Raw genomic sequence first — 16,045 nt, 5'->3', positions numbered from 1 at the left:
ACAAACGGAAGGCTGGACAAACCACGCGGGCCGGCGCGAAAGCCGCCGTATGATACGAAGCCCGGGTGGGTCAGATTTACTTCGGCGATATGCCGGAAGGTGGGTCAGATTTGAACCGGCGTTGACATCTAGGTACACGGGAGAGCAGATCGCGTTTGCGCTGAAGCAGGCCGAACTGGGTACCACGGTGGCGGAAGTGTGTCGGAAGATGGGTATTTGCGACGCCACGCTCTACAACTGGGAGAAGAAGTACGGCGACCTCGGGGTTTCCGAGTTGCGGCGCATAAAGCAACTCAAAGAGGAGAACGCCCGACTCAATCGCATGGTGGTCGACCTAAGCCTCGACAAGCAAATGCTTCAGGAGGTGGTGCAAGAAAGCTGTGAAGCCAGCCCATAAGCGCGAGTTGGCTGATTTTATGATTCAAGCGTATCGGGTGAGCATCCGGCGTGCCACAGCACTATTGCAGCTACGCCAGGCCACGCACTTCTATGTGCCGAGCCCGCGTGATGACCGTGCTGAGCGTCGGCGCATCCGGGAGATTGCCGAAACTCGGATACGCTAGGGCGTAGAGCGCATTCACGTTCTACTGCGACGCGAAGGCTGGTTGATCAATCACAAGATGACCTACCGAATCTACTGTGAAGAGGGGCTGAACCTGAGGCGCAAGCGGCCTCGCCGTCGTGTCGCTGCCGCACACCGTATGGAGCGCCCCGAAATCTCTACGGTGGATACGTGCTGGAGCATGGATTTCGTGGCCGATCAGTTGTTCAACGAGCAGAAAATCCGGGCCTTAACTGTGGTCGATAACTTTAGTCGGGAGAGCTTGGCGATTACCGTCGATTACGCTTTGAAGGCTGCCGATGTGGTGGCAACGATGGGACATCTAAATGCGCTGAGAGGTACCCCGAAACGGACACAGGTCGATAATGGGAGCGAATTTATTTCTCATGCGCTGGATCACTGGGCGTATGAAAATGGCATAACGTTGGACTTCTCCAGTCCCGGCAAACCCACGGGCAATCCGTTCATCGAGTCACTTAACGGTAGTCTTCGGGATGAATGCCTGAACGTGCACTGGCTTCTGTCACTGGCCGATGCCCGAGAAAAGATCGAAGGCTAGCGACAGGATTACAACGACTTCAGACCCCAGAGTTCGCTAGGCGATTTGACTCCGGATGCGTTCTGACTTGCCCACCTTGAAGCCGGGAATCTCTAGGCCAAAGTGCTCTGTTATCCAGGGGGCGGAGGTCATGGTTGATATCCCCGATGCGATATCGCGGGCACGCAACTAGATTTTTTATAGTACTGCGCTTGATTTGGAGAACAAAAAAAAACGGGTCCCGTTTCTGGGACCCGCATGGGATTTGGTGCCGGCTGCAGGACTCGAACCCGCCACCTGATGATTACAAATCAACTGCTCTACCAGATGAGCTAAGCCGGCGAAGTCGTGTATTGTATCCGATTCGTCAGTCACTGGCGACTGTCTGACGGTGCAAAATCATCCCTCGACGCAGGCACTCAGGGCAATGCTTAAACGACACCGCCCGTTCGCCCGCTGTCGCGAATTACTTCACCACCTTCAAACGGGCACGGCCGGCGCTGCCGCCAACTGCGCCATTGCCACCCGGTCGCGTCGGGTCCGGATCGTCATCACCCGACGCCGGCGCCGACGGCACCGCTTCCAACTCGGTGCCCCCCTCGTCCGCAGACGCCTGCTTGTCGACCGGGAACGCCATCCCCTGACCGTTCTCGCGAGCATAAATCGCCAACACGTTCGGCACCTGCACTTCCACCTTCTGGGAAATGCCGCCGAAACGCGCGCTAAATTCAATCCAGTCGTTGCCCATCTGCAATCCGCTCGTGGCGTCAAAGCTGATGTTCAACACGATCTCCCCGTCTTTCACAAACTCTCGCGGAACGCGTGTCTTGGCATCGACATGCACGGCCAAATACGGCGTGTACCCATTGTCGGTACACCACTCGTACAGCGCGCGCAGTAGGTAAGGCTTGGTAGATGTTTCAGGCATATGACCAACTCGCCCCGCCGCGAAACCCGCCCCCCATCATCGGCAGGCCAGCCTCGCCAGCGGGTAAATCAACGCATTAGCGACGCATGACCTTTTCGGACGGCGTCAGCGCTTCAATGTACGCCGGGCGGCTAAAGATCCGCTCAGCATACTTCATCAACGGCGCAGCATTCTTCGACAACTCAATGCCATAGTGATCCAGCCGCCACAACAACGGCGCAATCGCCACGTCGAGCATCGAGAAATCCTCGCCCAGCATGTACTTGTTCTTCACGAAAATCGGCGCAAGCTGCGTCAAACGATCGCGAATCGACGCACGCGCCTTCTCGTGCGTCTTCTCCGCCGCCTTGCCCTTCTCGTTCTCGAGCGCGCTCACATGCACGAACAACTCTTTCTCGAAATTGAACAGGAACAACCGCGCACGCGCACGCTGCACCGGATCGGCCGGCATCAACTGCGGATGCGGGAACCGCTCGTCAATGTACTCATTGATGATGTTCGATTCGTACAAAATCAGGTCGCGCTCAACAAGAATCGGCACCTGACCGTACGGGTTCATCACCGCAATGTCTTCCGGCTTGTTGAACAGATCGACGTCACGGATCTCAAAATCCATGCCCTTTTCGAACAGAACCAGCCGGCAACGCTGGGAGAAGGGGCACGTAGTGCCCGAGTACAAAACCATCATAGCGCGTCTTCCTTAAAAACCAACGGGGCCGGGGCGGGAAATCGACGCTTCCCAAACCCTGGCCCCGTCGTACAGACGTTATTTTACTTCACGTCCTTCCAATAGGCCGCATTCAGGCGCCAGGCAAGTACCGTAAAGAGTCCCAAGAACAACAAAACCCAGACACCCAACTGCCGACGCGTGCGTTGCGCCGGTTCCGACATCCAATCCAGATAAGATACCAGATCAGCCACGGCAGCATCGAATTCCACCGGTTTCATCGTCCCCTGCGTAATCTGCACGAACTGCGCAGCACCATGCTCCGCACCGTCCACATGCTTCAATTCGCGCTGTCCCTGCAACTGCCAGAACGGATTCGGCATCCCCACATTAGGAAACGCCAAATTGTTCCACCCCGTCGGACGCGTGCCATCCCGATAGAACGTACGCAAGTAGGTGTACAGCCAGTCCGTACCCCGCGCCCGCGCCTCGACCGACAGATCCGGCGGTGCCGCCCCGAACCACTCCTTGGCGTCCGCCGCGCGCATGGCCACGGTCATCGTGTCGCCAATCTTGTCCGTCGTGAAAAGCAGATTGCTCTTGATCTCGGCGTCCGACAATCCGAGATCCTTCAGGCGCGAATACCGCATCGACGACGCCGAATGGCAATTCAAGCAGTAATTCACGAACAGCTTCGCGCCCCGTTGCAGCGATGCGAGATCGTCGATTCGATTGGGCGCCGTGTCGAGCGTCACCCCCTCTTCAGCGAAGGCCGGCGCCGCGAAACCACTCAAGAGCGCCAGGATAAGCAGCAGTTTTCTCATCTTGATATCCCTAGTCGTCGTTTGCGTTCGCTCAATGCGCCGCGAAGGTCACGCGCTCCGGCACCGGCTTGAAAGTGCCCCGTTTGCTCCAGAGCGGCATCAGCCAGAAAAATCCGAAGTAATACAGCGCGCCGACCTGCGAGATCGCGGTCTTCACGGGCGTCGGCTCCTGGATTCCCAGATACCCCAGCACAGCAAAAACGACGACGAGAATACCCAATAGCACCTTGTGGAAGCCAGGACGGTATCGAATCGACTTCACCGGGCTATGGTCCAGCCACGGCAGGAAAAACAACGTGACCACCGCGCCACCCATCACCACCACGCCCCAGAACTTGGCCTCAGTGAGATACATCGCCAACAGTAGCAGCACCACGCCGCCAGACGCCGCGACCTTCGTAGTAGCCGCCGCTTTGCCTTTGATCCACCAGATCGCCGTGACGATCACCGCCAGCCCCATGAGCACATGCTTGAAGTCATCGGTCGTGGCGCGCAGCATCGAGTAGAACGGCGTGAAGTACCACACCGGCGCAATGTGCGGCGGCGTCTTGAGCGAATCGGCCGGAATGAAGTTGTTCGCTTCCAGAAAGTAACCGCCCATTGTCGGCGCGAAGAACACGATCGCCGAAAACACCATCAGAAACACCCCCACGCCCATGATGTCGTGCACGGTGTAATACGGATGGAACGGAATACCGTCGAGCGGCCGGCCGTTGGCGTCTTTTTTGTCCTTGATCTCGATACCGTCGGGGTTGTTCGATCCCACTTCGTGCAGCGCGATGATGTGCGCGACAATCAACCCAATGAGCACCAGCGGAATCGCAATCACGTGGAAGGCGAAGAACCGGTTGAGCGTGGCATCCGACACGACGTAATCGCCGCGAATCCATAACGACAGGTCCGGACCGATGAACGGGATCGCGGAGAACAGGTTCACAATCACCTGCGCCCCCCAATACGACATCTGCCCCCAGGGAAGCAGATAACCCATGAACGCTTCTGCCATCAGGCACAGAAAGATCAAACACCCGAACACCCACACGAGCTCCCGCGGCTTGCGGTACGAACCGTACAACAGCCCGCGGAACATGTGCAGGTACACCACGACGAAGAACATCGACGCACCCGTCGAGTGCATATAGCGAATGAGCCAGCCCCACGGCACTTCGCGCATGATGTACTCGACCGACGAGAACGCGAGATTGGCGTCGGGCTTGTAGTTCATCACCAGGAAAATACCGGTGAGGATCTGAATCACCAGCACCAACATGGCCAGCGATCCGAAGAAATACCAGAAGTTGAAATTCTTGGGAGCGTAATACTCCGACGCATGCTCCTTCCAGAGCTGACTGAGCGGAAAGCGGCGATCGATCCAGCCCAGCAAGCCCGTCGTGTCGACCTGTTTGTCGGCGGCCATGATTACGCTTCTCCTTTTTCGTCTTTACCGATCACGACCTTGGTGTCGTTCACGAACATGAAACGAGGAACGTCGAGATTCTTTGGCGCCGGCTTGTTCTTGAACACGCGCCCCGACATGTCGTAGGTGGAACCGTGACACGGGCACAGAAAGCCCGGGTCGACACCCAGCGCAGCGTTGGTATTTGCCTCGTAAGGGCCGGAAGGGATGCAGCCGAGATGCGTGCAGATGCCGACCACCACGAGCAGATCCTTGTGCTCGGCACGCGCCCGGAACGCGTTTTTGCAGTAGTCGGGCATCGGGTAGGAAAACGTTTCCTTGGAGTCCGGATCAGCCAACTCCGACGTCACTTTGGACAGCGAAGCCATCTCTTCCGGCGTACGGCGCACGATCCACACCGGCAGGCCGCGCCAGGCTACGGTCATCTTCTCGCCCGGCTTGAGATTGCTGATGTCGGCCTCGACGGGCGCCCCGCCTGCCTTGGCGCGCTCCGAGGGTTCGAGCGAACTGACGAAAGGAACCAGTGTTGCAACGCCGCCCACGCCTCCAGCTACGGACGTTGCAATCAACAGATTCCGGCGGCTACTGTCGACGGCCTTTTCTTGATTGTCACTCATCACAAGCCCCACACGGTTGAATTGGTATTTCCGTCAACCTTAAATCATACGCGAGCGCAAATGCCTGAAACAACGGCAAAACGCCCCAGTCTCCTAGTGGTTTTCGCGTATTTTCAAAGGATTAACGTACCCTGCGGGTGGCTAGCGCTCACCCGGGGTTTCGCTTCTGGGATGCTGCACGAGAACCGCTATGATCGCCGCTTTCGTTGACGTATGCACGACATTTAGTCATCATTTCCGTTGTCTCATCCAAGTAACATCGCGCACGGACGGTGGCAATCGCGTGACATTGATCGACGCGACCGACGCAGCCGCCGCATGGCCCGCATGGCACTGCCGGTCAATCCATACCCATTCGTGAGGGCCGGCGCAGCAATGTTCCGCCTGACCACTCATCAAAACAGCGGAGGAATGGCATGAGCTTCATGTCGGAATTCAAGGAATTTGCCGTCAAAGGCAATGTGATCGATCTGGCCGTCGGTGTGATTATCGGCGGGGCCTTCGGCAAGATCGTCGATTCGGTCGTCAAAGACTTGATCATGCCGATCGTCGGCGCCATCTTCGGTGGCCTCGACTTCTCGAGCAAGTTCATTCTGCTCGGCACGGTTCCGCCTGACTTCAAGGGCAATCCGACGTCCTACGCCGATCTCACCAAAGCCGGCGTAGCCGTCTTCGGTTACGGCAACTTCATTACCGTCGCCCTCAACTTCCTGATCCTGGCCGTCATCATCTTCTTCATGGTCAAGCAGATCAATCGGCTCAAGCGCCCGGACGCACCGGCTGCCCCGGCGGCAACGCCGGAAGATATTGTTTTGCTGCGCGAAATCCGCGACAGCCTCAAGAAGCAGAACGGGTAACGTCGAACACAGGGCGGACCGTACGCCGCCCCGCTCGCTCGCACCGCAGGTCAGGCCGGGTTCGGCATATCGAAGAATCGATGCTCAAGCCCGAACCGCGCGGCAATGTGTTCGCCAACGGCCTTGGCGCCACCGCGCTCCGTTGCGTGATGCCCCGCGGCCAGATAGCCGACCCCGCTCTCGAGCGCAAGGTGCTGGGTCGGCTCGGAGACTTCACCGCTGATATACACATCGGCCCCGGCCGCGATGGCCGCCTCGAAGAAGCCTTGCGCCCCGCCGGTGCACCAAGCCACACGGCGCACTTCGCGGCTCGGCTCGCCCAGTATCAGCGGGTCGCGGCCCAGCTTCGCCCGGACGTGCCCTGCGAGCGCTGCCAACGTCGTCGGCTCAGGGGGCTTGCCAAGCCATCCGAGTTGATCAGGCCCGAAACGGCCGCCATCGTCGACGAAACCCAGCAACTTCCCGAGCTGCGCGTTGTTGCCCAGTTCCGGATGCGCATCGAGCGGCAGGTGATAGGCGAACAAGTTGATGTCGTTTCCGATCAGCACCCCTAGCCGGCGTCGCTTCATGCCGGTAATTCGGGCATCTTCACTCTTCCAGAAGTAGCCGTGATGGACGAGCACGGCATCGGCGCCCCAATCTCGGGCGGCTTCGAGGAAGGCCAGGCTGGCGGTCACGCCGCTGGCGATTTTCTCGATGCCGCTGCGCCCTTCGACCTGTAGGCCGTTCGGGCAGTAATCGCGAAATTGCGCGATTTGCAGGGTATCGTTCAGATACAATTCGAGTTCAACACGATTCATATAAGGCCTCGCTCTTTCATGCTCAGACGCTTCTGGCTACTGTTCGCGCAAGCGGTCACCGTGCTGCTTGCGTTGCTCTTCATCGTCGCCACCCTCAAGCCTCAGTGGCTGCAACGCCAGGGTTCGTTCGGCAAGCAACTGGCCAATCCGATCATCGCGCTGCAGGAAGTCGCGCCGAGTTTGTCCGACAAGCCGGCCGCCGGCTCGTATGCGGATGGCGCGCAAAAGGCCATGCCTGCGGTCGTCAGCATTTTTTCCAGCAAGGAGCAAAAGCAGAATCGCGATCCGCGTCTCGATGACCCGCTGTTCCGCTATTTCTTCGGCGACGGCGGCGGCACGGTGCGGCAAGACCCGGTGTCGAGCCTCGGCTCGGGCGTGATTGTGAGCAGCGACGGCTATATTCTCACGAATCATCACGTGGTGGACGGCGCCGACGAGATCGAAGTCGCGCTCGCCGACGGCCGCAAAGCCCGCGCCAAGCTGGTCGGCAGCGATCCCGAGACCGATCTGGCCGTTCTCAAGATCACGCTCGACAATCTGCCCACGATCACGCTTGGCCGGATGGAACAGGTGCGCGTGGGCGACGTGGTGCTCGCGATCGGCAACCCGTTCGGCGTCGGCCAGACGGTCACAATGGGCATCATCAGCGCGCTGGGCCGCAATCACCTGGATATCAGCACGTTCGAGAACTTCATTCAGACGGATGCCGCCATCAACCCGGGTAACTCGGGCGGCGCGCTGGTCGACGTGAACGGCAACCTGCTGGGCATCAACACCGCGATCTACTCGCGCAGCGGCGGCAATATGGGCATCGGCTTCGCGATTCCGGTGTCGACCGCCCGCTCGGTGCTCGAGAGCATCATCACCACCGGCACGGTCACCCGTGGCTGGGTCGGGGTCGAGCCGCAGGACATCACCTCGGATATCGCCGAGTCGTTTGGCTTGCAGCAGGATTCGGGGGTCATCATCGCAGGCGTCGTACAGGGTGGGCCGGCCGACAAGGCGGGCGTCCAGCCCGGCGATATCCTGACCAAGGTGAACGGCGAGTCGATTCGCGACACGACCGAACTGCTCAACGTCATCGCCCAGATCAAGCCGGGCACCCAAGCCAAGCTGAATGTCACGCGCAAGCAGAAAGGCATGGATCTCACCGTGACGATCGGTAAGCGACCCCCGCCCCCCAAGCGACCGGTGCAGGACGACGGTAGCGGTGGCAGTGGCGACGGCACAGACGGTGGCGACGGCACCGACGGGAGCAACGCCTACTGAGCGCATCGGGTCGGGTGCCGGCAAACACAGCGCGACAGCGCGGCTACGCTTCTCGGCGCGACCGATTTCGTCGGCAAGATGCCCGTCATCGCACCCCGCCCGTCGATTGTCATCGAAGGCGACCCACAAAAAAGCACGGGCTTCGGCCCGTGCTTTTTTGTGGCTGCGTCTACCGCTAGCGCTAGCGCCAGCCGGTTGCCCTGCGGCGGATCATGTCAAGTTACGGCGCCGCTTGCCCATTCCCCTCGCTCTCCTCACCCTCCGGCCGTCCTTGCTTGACGAAGAGGCGCGCCGCGATCAGGCCAAGCTCATAAAGAATACAGAGCGGAATGGCCAGCATCAGTTGCGAGAGCATGTCCGGCGGGGTGACGACGGCGGCCAGCACAAAGGCACCCACCACCACGTACGGACGCACCTGCTTGAGTTTCTCGATGCTGACCACCCCCATGCGCGCAAGCACCACGACAACGACCGGCACTTCGAAGGTCACCCCGAAGCATAGGAACATCGTGAGCACAAAACTCAGATAATTGTCGATATCGGTGTTCATCTCCGCGCCCAACGGCGCGTTGTAATGCGCCATGAAGTGAAACACGGTCGGGAACACCAGGAAGTAGGCAAACGCCATGCCGAGGAGGAACAACGTGTAGCTGCTGACGACCAGCGGTATCACCAGCTTCTTCTCGTGCTGATACAGGCCCGGCGCCACGAACGCCCATGCCTGATACAGGACGATGGGCAACGCAACGACGAACGCCACCATCATCGTGACCTTCATGGGCACGAAAAACGAGCCGGTAATGTCGGTAACGATCATCTTGCCGCCCGCAGGCAGCGATTGCATCAGCGGCCGGGAGAGCAGACGGAAGATGTCCGGCGCCCAGTAGACCAGCGAGAGGAACACCACGATCACCGACGCACCCGCGCGAATGATGCGGTTGCGCAACTCGATGAGATGCGAGATGAAGGTCTCTTCGGTGCCCCCTTCGGGGCTTTGCTTGTCGTCGCTCACGTCGACTTATCCAGGAATGGCCGGCACAGTGCCTGATGGCAGGAAGGGGGGCGCAAGCGCCTCAGAAGAACTTGACGGGCCGACGCAGCTTGGCCGGCGTGTGGCGCGCCACACGCGCCGCCCCCGACTGCACTCGCGTGCGCGTGGTGCTGGCCTGCTTGAACCACATCGGCGTGGCGGCCCGGCGCACGCGCCAATTGCGGCGCTTGGTCGATGCGCGTATCCCCGACGTCACCATCGGCGTGGCGAGATAGCTGTCGGAATATCCGGTGGCAGCATCTGTGCCGCCGCCGGCGATTTCGCCAGTCGATGTCCCCGTGGCACTCGCCCAAGCGTCGTTGAGCGACGCTTCCTGCTCGTGCAACTGCTTCTGAATGGTGTTCTGGGCGCTGCGGGCCGCGTCCTCGAACTGAGTGCGCATGTTGCGCAGCTCGTCGAGCTCCATCTCGCGGCTCACCTCGGCCTTCACGTCGTTGATATAGCGCTGTGCGCGACCGAAGAGCGCACCCGCCGTACGGGCCAGCTTGGGCAAGCGCTCAGGACCGATCACGACCAGCGCGACAACGCCGATCAACATCAGTTTGGAAAGACCGAGATCGATCATGTCGACGCCGGCTTAGCCTTGCTTCTGATTGCTCGCGTCCTTGGCCTGCACGTCGATGGTCGTCGAATCGCGCAGTTCCTTGGCAGCAGTCGGGTCTTCCTTGGCGGCCGGGGCGCCTTCGCCCTCCTTCATGCCTTCCTTGAACCCCTTGACGGCCCCTCCCAGATCGCTGCCGATGTTACGCAGCTTCTTGGTGCCGAAAACCATCATCACGATCACCAGCACGATCAGCCAGTGCCAAATACTCAACGAACCCATGACCACTCTCCTTGCGTTTCCCCACCCCTGCCGCATCGCAACAGGGTCCTGTCCAGCCTCATTGCCCCGGCGTCTCAGCCCAGGACTGCGCTCTCTATTTGCCTACGTATCCGCAGCAACATGCCCCATTGTGGCACATCGCGCGTCACGTCCTGCATCGTAACCGGGCTGCGCACCGGGTAGAAATAAATGTTTCGTGAAAACTATCCCAATGCGCAACGCTTGCACGATTCAACGGCACGACGCGGCAAATCGTCAGGCCGTCCCGGCACCGGCAGTCACATGCGTTTCCACGGCCGCGGTCCGGCCAGAATGTGCATGTGAAGATGATAAACCTCTTGCCCCCCGCCCGGCCCAGTGTTCATGACAACCCGGAACCCGTTGCCGTCGATGTTCGACGCATCGCCGTCAAACCGGTAGCCCTGGTCGGCCGCCAGCTTCGGTGCGAGCAGCATCATCTTGCCAAGCAGCGCCTGATCTTCCGGCTGGCATTCCTGCAGCGTCGCGATATGCTTGCGCGGCACCACGAGCAGGTGCAGGTCGGCGGCCGGATTGATGTCCTTGAACACCACGACATCGTCGTCGGCATAGACCTGCGCGCTCGGGATCTGTCCGGCAATGATCTTGCAGAAGATACAGTTGTCATGCGTCATGCGTGTGTCTTCCTCTCGCGTGCGCCAATGCATCGCACGCGGCCTGAAGGTGTTCAGGCGCGCGCGGCGTACATCGGCTTGTTATCGTTCAAATAGAGCCAGCCCTTGACGATTCGGTACAGCGTCCAGATGCCAAGCACCCAGAGAATCGCGAAGCCGACCATCACCACGGCCAGCGCCACGCCGAGCACGCCCCAGGCCACCGACCACCAGAAAGTGCGGATCTGCCAGGTGAAATGCGAGGCGTAGAGCGTGCCGACCGCGTCGTCGCGCTTGATGTAGTTGATGATGATCGCCACGACGGCGGTCACACCACCTGTGAGCCAGAACAGCGCATAAAGCGCGTAGAGCACATGCGTGAGCTTGCGCAACGCACGCTCCTGCTCGGCACTGAGTCCAAGCGGTGCGTCGATGACGTACGGATTGCCCGAGCTGCCGGGCGAGCCGGTAGCCCCGGGGGGCTGCGGATCGTTCATGAGGCGTCTCCTCGCGTAAGCTTGCACGGCCATTCAACCATAACGGGCAAGGGCATCAGTCGGCGTGCTCGCCGCGCGTGCCGCGCTGCGCCTTCTCGACGAGCCCCGACAACCCTTCGCGGCGTGCCAGCTCGGCAAGCACCTCGCTCGGGCCGAGGTCGTGGTGCGCGAGCAGCACCATGCAGTGAAACCACAGGTCGGCGGTCTCGTTGACGAGCTTCTGACGCAGGTTTTCGGCCCCGCCAATGCGAATGTCCTTCGCCGCGAGCACCACTTCCGTGGCCTCTTCACCGATCTTCTTGCAGATGGCGTCGTCACCCTTGTGGAACAGACGCGCGACGTACGACTTGTCGGGGTCTCCCCCCTTGCGCGACGCAATCACTTCGGCAACACGCTCAAGCGTATCGTTCATGGGACTCACTTGTAGATTTCGTGCGGGTCCTTGAGCACCGGCTCCACCGTGGCCCAACGGCCATCGTGGGCGCTGCCCTCGAACTTCTGGAAGAAACAGGAATGTCGGCCGGTGTGGCAGGCAATGCCGTCGATCTGTTCCACTTTGAGCAACACCACGTCTTCGTCGCAATCCAGACGAATCTCGTGCACCTTCTGCACATGCCCCGACGCCTCGCCCTTGTGCCACAGGCGCTTGCGCGAGCGCGAATAGTAGACGGCCTCGCCGGTCTCGACCGTGCGCGAGAGCGCCTCACGGTTCATCCAGGCGAACATCAACACGTCGTTGCTGCCGAGCTCCTGCGCGATGACGGGCACGAGGCCCTGCGCGTCCCAACTCACCTTGTCCAGCCAATCCTGCGTCATGATCCGTCGATTCCCGTTCAGAGCCGCACCGAAATGCCCTTATCGGCCATGAAGCGCTTGGCCTCGCCGACGGTGTGCTCGCCGTAGTGGAAGATACTCGCGGCGAGGACGGCATCTGCGTGGCCTTCAGTCACGCCGTTCGCCAGATCGGCCAGCGATCCCACGCCGCCGGAGGCGATCACGGGAATGCTCACGGCGTCGGACACCGCGCGCGTGAGCGCCAGGTCGAAGCCGCTCTTCGTACCATCGCGATCCATGCTCGTCAGCAGGATTTCGCCCGCGCCAAGGGCTTCGATCTGCTTGGCCCAGGCCACCGCGTCGAGCCCGGTGCCCTTGCGGCCGCCGTGCGTGAAAACTTCCCAGCGCGGCGCTTCGCCATCGGCCGAAACACGCTTGGCGTCGATCGCCACGACAATGCACTGCGCGCCGTACTTGGCCGCCGCGTCAGCTACCAGTTGCGGGTTCGCCACGGCGGAAGAATTCATGCTGACCTTGTCGGCACCGGCATTGAGCAGGCGGCGCACATCGGCCACCTCGCGCACGCCACCGCCCACCGTCAGCGGAATGAAGACCTGCGCGGCCACGGCCTCGATGATCGGCAAAATGAGGTCGCGCCCGTCGGAGGTCGCCGTGATGTCGAGGAACGTCAGTTCGTCAGCACCCTGCTCGTCATAGCGGCGGGCGATCTCGACGGGGTCGCCCGCGTCGCGAAGTTCGACGAAATTGACGCCCTTGACCACACGACCGGCCGTCACGTCCAGACACGGGATGATGCGTTTAGCGAGAGCCATGATGTTGGCAGGCGAGCCGGCCGAAGCCGCAGTCTCGCTTATGCCGCTCCTTGCAAAAGCTCGTCGGCATGCGTTTGCGCCGCCGAGAAATTCAGGTCGCCCGAGTAGATCGCGCGGCCGCAGATGACGCCTTCGATGCCTTCCTTTTCGACGCTGCACAACGCATCGATATCGGCCAGATTCGACAGCCCGCCACTCGCGATCACCGGCACGGTCACCGCCTGCGCGAGCCGCACGGTCGCCTCGATATTGATGCCCTGGAGCATGCCGTCGCGGCCGATATCCGTGTAGATGATCGACTCGACACCGTAGTCCTCGAACTTGCGCGCCAGATCCACGACTTCGTGGCCGGTGAGCTTGCTCCAGCCGTCAGTGGCGACTTTGCCGTCCTTGGCGTCGAGGCCGACGATGATGTGCCCGCCAAAAGCGCTGCACGCGTCCCGGAGGAAACCGGGATTCTTCACCGCCGCCGTACCGATGATGACGTAGGACAGGCCGTCGTCGAGATACCGCTCGATGGTGGCCAGGTCGCGAATGCCGCCCCCCAGTTGCACCGGAATATCGGCCCCGACTTCCTGAATGATGGCGCGGATGGCCGCTTCGTTGCGCGGCTTGCCGACGAATGCGCCGTTCAAGTCCACCAGATGGAGGCGGCGCGCGCCTTGCTCGACCCAATGTCGAGCCATGGCGGCGGGGTCCTCCGAGAATACGGTGGCTTGATCCATGTCGCCCTGTTTGAGGCGAACACATTGACCGTCTTTAAGGTCGATGGCCGGAATGAGCAGCATAGGCAATCGTGAAACGTCGCTAGTGGGAAGTAAAAGGGATTCGCAAATTACGCGGATAACGCAAAACCGATCCCTGCCTTGCCGGGCATCGGCACCTCGGGATCGGATTCATCAACATCGTTCACAGTATAAGCCGGGACGGCGGGCACGCTCTGCGCGACACCCTGAAGCAAAGGCATCCAACGGGCGGCGTTCAGGGCTTCCACTGCGCAAAATTCCGATACAGGGCAAGGCCGGCCTGAGCGCTCTTTTCCGGGTGGAACTGGGTGGCAAAGATATTATCTTGGGCCACCGCACAGGTAAAGGGCACGCCGTAGACCGTCTCGCCAACCGTCAGTTCGGGCTTGGCGGGCACCACGTAATAGCTGTGCACGAAGTAAAAGTAGCTGTCGTCGGGCACGCCGGCCCAGATCGGGTGGCGATGCGTCTGGCGCACACGGTTCCAGCCCATCTGCGGCACCTTGAAGCGCGAGCCGTCGTCCTGCACCTGGCCCTCGAGATCGAAGCGTACTACGCGCCCCGGCAGCAGACCGAGCGCGGGTGTGTTGCCCTCGTCCGACACGTCGAACAACATCTGCTCGCCCACGCACACGCCGAACATCGGCTTGGTGGCCGCAGCGTCGACCACGGCTTCGCGCAGGCCGGACTCGTTCAGACAGCCCATGCAGTCGCGCATCGCGCCCTGCCCCGGCAACACCACGCGGTCGGCGGCGCGAATCTCGGCGGCGTCGCTGCTGATGCTCACGTCGGCCTCCGGCGCAGCCGCACGCAGCGCCTGATAGACCGAGCGCAGGTTGCCCATTCCATAGTCGACAATCGCAATCTTGTTCATCTCAAACCCGGCAGCAGTATTTTCAAACCATCGATCATGAATTCCACGGCCAGCGCCGAGAGGATCAACCCCATCAGCCGCGTGCCGATATTGATGCCCGTACGCCCGAGCCAGCCTTCAATGCGCCCCGCGCTGCGCAATGCCACCCAGCACACGACGCCCAGGCCCACGCCGATCGCCATGAGCGACAGAATCTGCGCCCAGCCGTGCGCACGGCCCGAGTAAATGATCACGGTACTGATCGTACCCGGCCCGGTCAGCAGCGGGATCGCGAGCGGCACCACGGCGATATTCGGCCGCTCCTCCGCTTCGTCGCGCTCTTCCGCCGTCGAGCGTGTGTTACCGGTCTGCGCGTTGATCATGTTCACCGCCATGAGCAACATGATGATCCCGCCACCGACTTCCAGCGATGCAATCGAAATGCCGAAGAAGCGAATGATGGCTTCACCGAACAGTCCAGAAACCGCGACCACCAGGGTAACGGCAATCGCCGCAACCTTGATCGTATGGCGCTTTTCTTCGCGCGTCTGCGAAGACGTCAGGCTGATGAATAGCGGAATCGCCCCGAGCGGATTGATCAGGGCCAGCAGCGAAATGAAGAACTTGAAGGCGTCGAGCGTCATAGGGGGCACACGGCGCCGGCGTCCGGCCGGTCGATTCGTCGCAGGAGCGCCGGCCTTGCGGGCCGACGGGCTATCCGGCAGACAACGCCGGCCAGTCTCGCGTTACAGGCTTCCCTTCGTGGACGGCACGACACCTGCCGCACGCGGATCGATCTCGACCGCCATGCGCAGCGCGCGGCCGAACGCCTTGAACACCGTTTCGCACTGGTGGTGGGCGTTGATGCCGCGCAGATTGTCGATATGCAGTGTGACGCCCGCGTGATTGACGAAGCCACGGAAAAACTCGATGGTCAGGTCGACGTCGAAATTGCCCACACGCGCACGCGTGAACGGCACGTGGAATTCGAGACCGGGGCGGCCCGAGAAGTCGATCACCACGCGCGAGAGCGCTTCGTCGAGCGGCACATAGCTGTGACCATAGCGCACGATGCCCTTCCGCTCGCCGATGGCCTTGGCGACTGCCATGCCCAGCGTGATGCCGACGTCTTCCACCGTGTGGTGATCGTCGATGACGGTGTCGCCGCGGGCCTCGACTTCCATGTCGATCAGGCCGTGGCGCGCGATCTGGTCGAGCATGTGGTCCAAAAACGGCACGCCGGTATCGAGCGTCTTGCGGCCGGTGCCGTCCAGGTCGATCTTGACGCGTATTTGCGTTTCGCTGGTATCGCGAACGACTTCCGCAATGCGCATGATGGTGAGTTCTCGTCGTATGG

Annotated in this window: 21 protein-coding genes, 1 tRNA gene and 1 pseudogene; 3 read left to right on the top strand and 20 right to left on the bottom strand. The window is 61.0% G+C overall.

All coding sequences use genetic code 11. From position 1 onward, the window contains the following. Positions 1-121: 121 nt before the first annotated feature. Positions 122-1,187 (top strand): annotated as a pseudogene (locus ACE3UG_RS18010) (IS3 family transposase). 179 nt (positions 1,188-1,366) lie between these two features. On the opposite strand, the gene ACE3UG_RS18005 reads toward ACE3UG_RS18010, so the two are convergent. From ACE3UG_RS18005 to petA, 6 genes are all read right to left on the bottom strand, one after another. Continuing rightward, positions 1,367-1,442, bottom strand: a tRNA-Thr gene (locus ACE3UG_RS18005). Between the two features lie 124 nt (positions 1,443-1,566). Then, a complete protein-coding gene (locus ACE3UG_RS18000) occupies positions 1,567-2,028 on the bottom strand; it encodes a ClpXP protease specificity-enhancing factor (protein WP_374626383.1) in 462 nt (153 codons plus the stop codon). A 76-nt stretch (positions 2,029-2,104) separates the two neighbouring features. After that, the gene (locus tag ACE3UG_RS17995; RefSeq protein WP_374626380.1) at positions 2,105-2,716 is read right to left on the bottom strand and encodes a glutathione S-transferase N-terminal domain-containing protein; all 612 of its coding nucleotides are present in this window, start codon (positions 2,714-2,716) and stop codon (positions 2,105-2,107) included. Between the two features lie 83 nt (positions 2,717-2,799). Next, entirely contained in the window at positions 2,800-3,519 is a 720-nt protein-coding gene (locus ACE3UG_RS17990; protein ID WP_374626378.1) for a cytochrome c1, read from the bottom strand. Between the two features lie 31 nt (positions 3,520-3,550). Then, entirely contained in the window at positions 3,551-4,936 is a 1,386-nt protein-coding gene (locus tag ACE3UG_RS17985) for a cytochrome bc complex cytochrome b subunit (protein ID WP_374626375.1), read from the bottom strand. Between the two features lie 2 nt (positions 4,937-4,938). Then, the gene (gene petA / locus ACE3UG_RS17980) at positions 4,939-5,553 is read right to left on the bottom strand and encodes a ubiquinol-cytochrome c reductase iron-sulfur subunit (RefSeq protein ID WP_374626393.1); all 615 of its coding nucleotides are present in this window, start codon (positions 5,551-5,553) and stop codon (positions 4,939-4,941) included. A gap of 416 nt (positions 5,554-5,969) precedes the next feature. Here petA and mscL point away from each other — a divergent pair, with 416 nt between their 5' ends. Further along, a complete protein-coding gene (gene mscL, locus ACE3UG_RS17975) occupies positions 5,970-6,410 on the top strand; it encodes a large conductance mechanosensitive channel protein MscL (RefSeq protein ID WP_374626373.1) in 441 nt (146 codons plus the stop codon). A 50-nt stretch (positions 6,411-6,460) separates the two neighbouring features. Here the strand turns inward: mscL and ACE3UG_RS17970 are convergent, their stop codons facing one another. Next, positions 6,461-7,210, bottom strand: a complete 750-nt coding sequence (locus tag ACE3UG_RS17970; RefSeq protein WP_374626371.1) for a Nif3-like dinuclear metal center hexameric protein — start codon at positions 7,208-7,210, stop codon at positions 6,461-6,463. 18 nt (positions 7,211-7,228) lie between these two features. Between ACE3UG_RS17970 and ACE3UG_RS17965 the strand changes: the two genes are divergently transcribed. Beyond that, positions 7,229-8,479, top strand: a complete 1,251-nt coding sequence (locus ACE3UG_RS17965; protein WP_374626369.1) for a Do family serine endopeptidase — start codon at positions 7,229-7,231, stop codon at positions 8,477-8,479. Between the two features lie 220 nt (positions 8,480-8,699). Here the strand turns inward: ACE3UG_RS17965 and tatC are convergent, their stop codons facing one another. The 13 genes from tatC to hisB form a co-directional block, all read right to left on the bottom strand. After that, complete coding sequence (tatC, locus tag ACE3UG_RS17960) at positions 8,700-9,491, bottom strand: twin-arginine translocase subunit TatC (RefSeq protein ID WP_374626367.1); 792 nt, start codon at positions 9,489-9,491, stop codon at positions 8,700-8,702. Positions 9,492-9,552: 61 nt separating this feature from the next. Further along, complete coding sequence (tatB, locus tag ACE3UG_RS17955; protein ID WP_374626365.1) at positions 9,553-10,095, bottom strand: Sec-independent protein translocase protein TatB; 543 nt, start codon at positions 10,093-10,095, stop codon at positions 9,553-9,555. A gap of 12 nt (positions 10,096-10,107) precedes the next feature. Continuing rightward, positions 10,108-10,353: a Sec-independent protein translocase subunit TatA gene (tatA, locus tag ACE3UG_RS17950; RefSeq protein ID WP_374626362.1), complete on the bottom strand. Its 246-nt coding sequence runs from the start codon at positions 10,351-10,353 to the stop codon at positions 10,108-10,110. A gap of 278 nt (positions 10,354-10,631) precedes the next feature. Next, a complete protein-coding gene (locus ACE3UG_RS17945; protein ID WP_374626360.1) occupies positions 10,632-11,006 on the bottom strand; it encodes a histidine triad nucleotide-binding protein in 375 nt (124 codons plus the stop codon). A 53-nt stretch (positions 11,007-11,059) separates the two neighbouring features. Then, positions 11,060-11,482, bottom strand: a complete 423-nt coding sequence (locus ACE3UG_RS17940; RefSeq protein WP_374626358.1) for a DUF4870 family protein — start codon at positions 11,480-11,482, stop codon at positions 11,060-11,062. Between the two features lie 55 nt (positions 11,483-11,537). Then, positions 11,538-11,894: a phosphoribosyl-ATP diphosphatase gene (locus tag ACE3UG_RS17935; RefSeq protein ID WP_374626356.1), complete on the bottom strand. Its 357-nt coding sequence runs from the start codon at positions 11,892-11,894 to the stop codon at positions 11,538-11,540. A 5-nt stretch (positions 11,895-11,899) separates the two neighbouring features. Beyond that, positions 11,900-12,298 carry a phosphoribosyl-AMP cyclohydrolase gene (gene hisI, locus ACE3UG_RS17930; protein WP_374626354.1) on the bottom strand — a complete coding sequence of 133 codons (399 nt, stop codon included), beginning with the start codon at positions 12,296-12,298 and terminating at the stop codon, positions 11,900-11,902. A 17-nt stretch (positions 12,299-12,315) separates the two neighbouring features. Continuing rightward, positions 12,316-13,089 carry an imidazole glycerol phosphate synthase subunit HisF gene (gene hisF, locus ACE3UG_RS17925; protein ID WP_374626352.1) on the bottom strand — a complete coding sequence of 258 codons (774 nt, stop codon included), beginning with the start codon at positions 13,087-13,089 and terminating at the stop codon, positions 12,316-12,318. Between the two features lie 38 nt (positions 13,090-13,127). Then, the gene (gene hisA, locus ACE3UG_RS17920) at positions 13,128-13,877 is read right to left on the bottom strand and encodes a 1-(5-phosphoribosyl)-5-[(5-phosphoribosylamino)methylideneamino]imidazole-4-carboxamide isomerase (protein ID WP_374626350.1); all 750 of its coding nucleotides are present in this window, start codon (positions 13,875-13,877) and stop codon (positions 13,128-13,130) included. Positions 13,878-13,924: 47 nt separating this feature from the next. Continuing rightward, complete coding sequence (locus tag ACE3UG_RS17915) at positions 13,925-14,083, bottom strand: hypothetical protein (protein WP_374626348.1); 159 nt, start codon at positions 14,081-14,083, stop codon at positions 13,925-13,927. Then, complete coding sequence (gene hisH / locus ACE3UG_RS17910) at positions 14,071-14,709, bottom strand: imidazole glycerol phosphate synthase subunit HisH (RefSeq protein WP_374626346.1); 639 nt, start codon at positions 14,707-14,709, stop codon at positions 14,071-14,073. The genes ACE3UG_RS17915 and hisH overlap by 13 nt, the downstream gene beginning before the upstream one ends. After that, a complete protein-coding gene (locus ACE3UG_RS17905) occupies positions 14,706-15,332 on the bottom strand; it encodes a MarC family protein (protein ID WP_374626344.1) in 627 nt (208 codons plus the stop codon). Before ACE3UG_RS17905 ends, hisH begins: the two co-directional genes overlap by 4 nt. Before the next feature lie 102 nt (positions 15,333-15,434). Further along, positions 15,435-16,022 carry an imidazoleglycerol-phosphate dehydratase HisB gene (gene hisB / locus ACE3UG_RS17900; protein ID WP_374626342.1) on the bottom strand — a complete coding sequence of 196 codons (588 nt, stop codon included), beginning with the start codon at positions 16,020-16,022 and terminating at the stop codon, positions 15,435-15,437. Positions 16,023-16,045 lie beyond the last annotated feature (23 nt).

Source organism: Pandoraea sp., assembly GCF_041919235.1.
Taxonomy (GTDB): domain Bacteria; phylum Pseudomonadota; class Gammaproteobacteria; order Burkholderiales; family Burkholderiaceae; genus Pandoraea.
This window is presented reverse-complemented; position numbering and strand designations above follow the sequence as displayed.

Bases quoted from the DNA above. Each gene is read 5' to 3' on its own strand.
- ACE3UG_RS17995 (WP_374626380.1), bottom strand. From the start codon at position 2,716: ATGATGGTTTTGTACTCGGGCACTACGTGCCCCTTCTCCCAGCGTTGC.
- tatB (WP_374626365.1), bottom strand. From the start codon at position 10,095: ATGATCGATCTCGGTCTTTCCAAACTGATGTTGATCGGCGTTGTCGCG.
- mscL (WP_374626373.1), top strand. From the start codon at position 5,970: ATGAGCTTCATGTCGGAATTCAAGGAATTTGCCGTCAAAGGCAATGTG.
- hisI (WP_374626354.1), bottom strand. From the start codon at position 12,298: ATGACGCAGGATTGGCTGGACAAGGTGAGTTGGGACGCGCAGGGCCTC.
- ACE3UG_RS17905 (WP_374626344.1), bottom strand. From the start codon at position 15,332: ATGACGCTCGACGCCTTCAAGTTCTTCATTTCGCTGCTGGCCCTGATC.
- hisF (WP_374626352.1), bottom strand. From the start codon at position 13,089: ATGGCTCTCGCTAAACGCATCATCCCGTGTCTGGACGTGACGGCCGGT.
- ACE3UG_RS17965 (WP_374626369.1), top strand. From the start codon at position 7,229: ATGCTCAGACGCTTCTGGCTACTGTTCGCGCAAGCGGTCACCGTGCTG.
- ACE3UG_RS17990 (WP_374626378.1), bottom strand. From the start codon at position 3,519: ATGAGAAAACTGCTGCTTATCCTGGCGCTCTTGAGTGGTTTCGCGGCG.
- ACE3UG_RS17940 (WP_374626358.1), bottom strand. From the start codon at position 11,482: ATGAACGATCCGCAGCCCCCCGGGGCTACCGGCTCGCCCGGCAGCTCG.
- ACE3UG_RS17945 (WP_374626360.1), bottom strand. From the start codon at position 11,006: ATGACGCATGACAACTGTATCTTCTGCAAGATCATTGCCGGACAGATC.
- ACE3UG_RS17970 (WP_374626371.1), bottom strand. From the start codon at position 7,210: ATGAATCGTGTTGAACTCGAATTGTATCTGAACGATACCCTGCAAATC.
- petA (WP_374626393.1), bottom strand. From the start codon at position 5,553: ATGAGTGACAATCAAGAAAAGGCCGTCGACAGTAGCCGCCGGAATCTG.
- tatA (WP_374626362.1), bottom strand. From the start codon at position 10,353: ATGGGTTCGTTGAGTATTTGGCACTGGCTGATCGTGCTGGTGATCGTG.
- hisB (WP_374626342.1), bottom strand. From the start codon at position 16,022: ATGCGCATTGCGGAAGTCGTTCGCGATACCAGCGAAACGCAAATACGC.
- ACE3UG_RS17935 (WP_374626356.1), bottom strand. From the start codon at position 11,894: ATGAACGATACGCTTGAGCGTGTTGCCGAAGTGATTGCGTCGCGCAAG.
- hisH (WP_374626346.1), bottom strand. From the start codon at position 14,709: ATGAACAAGATTGCGATTGTCGACTATGGAATGGGCAACCTGCGCTCG.
- ACE3UG_RS17985 (WP_374626375.1), bottom strand. From the start codon at position 4,936: ATGGCCGCCGACAAACAGGTCGACACGACGGGCTTGCTGGGCTGGATC.
- ACE3UG_RS18000 (WP_374626383.1), bottom strand. From the start codon at position 2,028: ATGCCTGAAACATCTACCAAGCCTTACCTACTGCGCGCGCTGTACGAG.
- hisA (WP_374626350.1), bottom strand. From the start codon at position 13,877: ATGCTGCTCATTCCGGCCATCGACCTTAAAGACGGTCAATGTGTTCGC.